Annotated in this window: 2 protein-coding genes; both read left to right on the plus strand. The window is 66.0% G+C overall.

From position 1 onward, the window contains the following. Nucleotides 1-1,011: GGDEF domain-containing protein (locus VN419_RS14545; protein WP_325647937.1), on the plus strand; the 1,011-nt coding region annotated here is incomplete at its 5' end. Nucleotides 1,012-1,076: 65 nt separating this feature from the next. Continuing rightward, nucleotides 1,077-4,082 carry an AIR synthase-related protein gene (locus VN419_RS14550; protein ID WP_325647938.1) on the plus strand — a complete coding sequence of 1,002 codons (3,006 nt, stop codon included), beginning with the start codon at nucleotides 1,077-1,079 and terminating at the stop codon, nucleotides 4,080-4,082. Nucleotides 4,083-4,370: the final 288 nt, after the last annotated feature.

Raw genomic sequence — 4,370 nt, forward strand, 5'->3', positions numbered from 1 at the left:
CGGCAGAGCTTCGGCAAGATCGATTTTTTCCAGGCCAAGGCTCCGGGCGGCGCCCTGCTCGACGGAGCCCTGTATCTCTCCGCCCACCGTGAGCCGGACGGCGGCGTGCTGGCCCTGCTGGAGAACCTGCGCGAGCTTTCCGAGGCCGAGGTGCAGGCCTTGCGGCGCAAGAACTTCCTGGAGCGGCTCATCGGCTCCATGCAGGAGCTGGTGCTCACCGTGGCGGGCAACGGGACCATCGAATTCTGCTCCCGGCCGGAGCTGGGCCTGTCGGGCCTGCCGTTCTTCCAGGCCTTCACCCCGGCGGAGGGCTGCGTGGACGCGTGGAGTCCCGCGCTGTTGAGCGCCGGGAGCCCCTCGCGGCACGTGGAGGTCGTTTTGCGCAGCCCAGGCGGGGAGGAACTGGCCTATGAGCTGTCCTTTGCGCCTCTTGGCGGATCGTCCGGCTCTTCGCCCGGTCGGCAGCCGGCCGGGGAATGCCTGGTGGTGGGCCGGGACCTGACCCAGATCCGCCGCCTGGAGGCCAAGCTTAAGGTGCGGGCCATGCTCGACGGCCTGACCGGGCTGTACAACCACTACCAGTTCCATACCACCCTGGAGCGCGAGGTGACCCGCAGCAGGCGCACCGGCCGGGGCATGGGCATGGTGTTTTTCGACCTGGACAGGTTCAAGGACGTGAACGACGCCCAAGGCCACATGGCGGGCGACGCCCTGCTGCGCGGCGTGGGGTCCCTGCTTTTGCGCATGGTGCGCCAGGGCATGGACTATCCCTGCCGCTACGGCGGGGACGAGTTCGCGGTCATCGTCAGCGAGGTGGCTGAGGACCGTTTGCAGGCCATCGCCAAGCGCATCGTCTCCGACGTGCGCGAACAGTTCGGCGGGGCGGTGAGCGTGAGCCTGGGCTTCTCCATGCTGCGCGAGGACGACACCCCGCAGACCCTGCTCAGGCGGGTTGACAATCTGGCCTACAAGGCCAAAGCTTCCGGGGGCGACACCATGGTGGGCGAGTAAGCCCCCCCGGTGCGCCGTGAAACGCTAGAAACGGCCAGCACGCTGGCTTCCTGAAGGAGACTTTTATGCTTCTGCGCTTTGAGTTGGGCCTGAAACCCCAGGTGCGCGACGTGGTGGGCGAGCGCGTGGCCCGCAAGATCAAGAGCGAGCTGGGCCTTGAGCTGGCGCGCGTGGGCATTGTGCGCGTGTACACGGTGGAGGGGCTGAGCGAGGCCCAGGCCAAGGCCGTCATCGAGGCCGGGGCCCTGCACGACCCGGTGCTGCATGATATTTCCCTGTCGCCCATGGCCACGGACTTCGACTGGGTGCTGGAGGTGGGCTTCCGCCCCGGCGTGACGGACAACGAGGCCAAGACCGCGCGGGAGACCATCCTGCTGGTGCTGGGCCTCTCCGGCCAGGCCGCCAAGGACGTGAAGGTCTACACCAGCGTGCAGCACCTGCTCAAAGGCGCGCAGGGCCAGAATCTGGACGAGAAGACCGTGCTGCACATCGCGCGCGACCTCCTGGCCAACGAGCTCATCCAGCGCTTCGAGTACAAGAGCGCCGCCGACTGGGCGGGCGCGCCCGGCTTCACGCCCAAGGCCGCCCGCGTCACCGGCCAGGCCAGCGACGAAGTGGCCGTGATTCCGCTCACCACCATGACCGACGACGAGCTTGTGGCCTTCAGCCGGGCCAACACCCTGGCGCTTTCCCTCGGCGAGATGAAGACCATCGTCGACTATTACAAGGACCCGGCCACCACGGCCGCGCGCCTGGCCGCCGGACTTTCGCCGCAGCAGGCGGCCAACCCCACCGACGCCGAGGTGGAGGTGCTGGCCCAGACCTGGAGCGAGCACTGCAAGCACAAGATCTTCACCGCCAACATCGACTACGACGACACCGAGACCGGCCGCCGCCGCACGGTGAACAGCCTGTTCAAGACCTGCATCCAGGGCAGCACCAAGGCCATCCGCGCGGCCAAGGGCAAGGACGACTTCTGCCTGTCCGTGTTCAAGGACAACGCGGGCGTCATCCGCTTCAACGACAAGCTGAACGTGTGCATCAAGGTGGAGACGCACAACTCGCCCTCCGCCCTTGACCCCTACGGCGGAGCGCTCACGGGCATCGTGGGCGTGAATCGCGACCCCATGGGCACGGGCCTGGGCGCCAACCTTCTGTGCAACACCGACGTGTTCTGCTTCGCCTCCCCGTTCTACGAGGGCGAGCTGCCCCCGCGCCTGCTGCATCCGCGCCGCGTGATGGAAGGCGTGCGCGAGGGCGTGGAGCACGGCGGCAACAAGAGCGGCATTCCCACCGTGAACGGCGCCATCGTGTTCGACGAACGCTATCTGGGCAAGCCGCTGGTATACTGCGGCACCATCGGCACCATGCCCACCCGCGTGGCCGGACGCCTGAGCCACGAGAAATGCGCGCTGCCGGGCGATGTCATCGTCATGAGCGGCGGGCGCATCGGCAAGGACGGCATCCACGGCGCGACCTTCTCGTCCGAGGAGCTGCACGAGGGCTCGCCCGCCACGGCCGTGCAGATCGGCGACCCCATCACCCAGCGCAAGATGTACGACTTCCTCATGCGCGCCCGCGACCGCGGCCTGTACAACGCCATCACCGACAACGGTGCTGGCGGCCTGTCGTCCTCCGTGGGCGAAATGGCCCAGGACTGCGGCGGCTGCGACCTCGATCTGTCCAAGGCCCCGCTCAAGTACGACGGCCTGAAGCCCTGGGAGATCCTCATCTCCGAGGCGCAGGAGCGCATGACCTGCGCCGTGCCGCCGGACAAGCTGGAAGCTTTCCTGGCCCTTTCGAAGGAAATGGACGTTGAGAGCACGGCGCTTGGCACCTACACCGACTCCGGCTACTTCCGCGTGCGCTATGGCGACAAGGTGGTGACCCAGCTGTCCATGCACTTCCTGCACGAGGGACTGCCCCAGATGGAGCTGGCCGCGCGCTGGGCCAAGCCCGTGGTCAAGGCCGATGCTCTGCCCGGCGATGTGGACCAGGAGAAGCTGCTCTCGCGCATGCTTTCCCGGCTCAACATCTGCAGCAAGGAATACGTCATCCGCCAGTACGACCACGAGGTGCAGGGCAAGAGCATCGTGAAGCCCCTGGTGGGCGTGAAGCGCGACGGCCCGGCCGACGCCGCGGTCATCCGCCCGGACCTTGAGAGCGACGAAGGCCTGGTGATCTCCAACGGCATCTGCCCCAAGTTCAGCGACCTGGACGCCTACTGGATGATGGCCAACGCCATCGACGAGGCCGTGCGCGGGGCCGTGGCCGTCGGCGGCGACCTGCGCTACATGGCCGGCACCGACAACTTCTGCTGGTGCGACCCCGTGGAGAGCGAGACCACGCCCGACGGCCAGTACAAGCTGGCCCAGCTGGTGCGCGCCAACGAGGCCCTGGACCACTTCTGCCGCGGCTTCGGCGTGCCCTGCGTGTCCGGCAAGGACAGCATGAAGAACGACTACAAGGGCGGCGGGGTCAAGATCTCCATTCCGCCCACGGTGCTGTATTCCGTCATGGGCAAGATGCCGGACGTGAAGAAGGCCGTGACCTCTGACTTCAAGCGCGCGGGCGAGCTGATCTACGTGCTGGGCCTGACCCGGCCGGAGCTTGGCGGATCGGAACTGGCCAGCGAGCTCGGCCTGTCCTGCTCCCAGGTGCCCGAGGTGGACCTGGTGAGCGCGCGCGAACGGTACCTGGCTTACTACCAGGCCACGCAGCAAGGGCTTGTCAGCGCCTGCCACGACTGCTCCGACGGCGGCCTGGGCGTGGCCCTGGCCGAGATGTGCATCGGCGGCCGCCTGGGCGCGGATGTGGACCTGGACAAGGTTCCGGCCTGCGGTTGCGCCAGCGCGCTGGAGCTTCTGTACAGCGAATCCGCCAGCCGCTTCGTGGTCACCGTTGCCCCGGACAAGGCCCAAGCCTTCGAGGCCCTGTTCGCCGGGCAGCATTGCGCACGGATTGGCACCGTGACGTCTGATGGACTCAGTGTAAACTACGGAAATTCGTACGTATTGCGAGCCGGGGTCGAAAATCTGGCCGAGGCGTTCAAGGCTCCTTTGAACTGGTAATTCAAATACTTGAAATTGTCTGCCGCCGGTGCTCTCAAAAAACGAGGGTGCCGGCGGTATTCGTTTTCAGCCTTTTGCGGCTTTCTTGATGACAGGCGCGGTTTTCTATATTAAGAATTACGGCAATTTATCCGATAGTGTAACAGGGACCATATATTACTGGAGGAGGCGTCATGCGCTATCCGTCAATTGTTGCTTTTGGCGTTTGGGCGTGCCTGCTGTTTGCGGTGCCGCTCCTTGCCGCTTCGAAAAAAGGGCAGCCTGCGGAATCCGCGGCTCTTTCCTACG

Source organism: Humidesulfovibrio sp. (genome assembly GCF_035560995.1).
In the GTDB taxonomy this organism is placed as follows: Bacteria; Desulfobacterota; Desulfovibrionia; order Desulfovibrionales; family Desulfovibrionaceae; genus Humidesulfovibrio.

Excerpts from the sequence above, each read along its gene's own strand:
- VN419_RS14550 (WP_325647938.1), top strand. The coding sequence starts at position 1,077 with ATGCTTCTGCGCTTTGAGTTGGGCCTGAAACCCCAGGTGCGCGACGTG.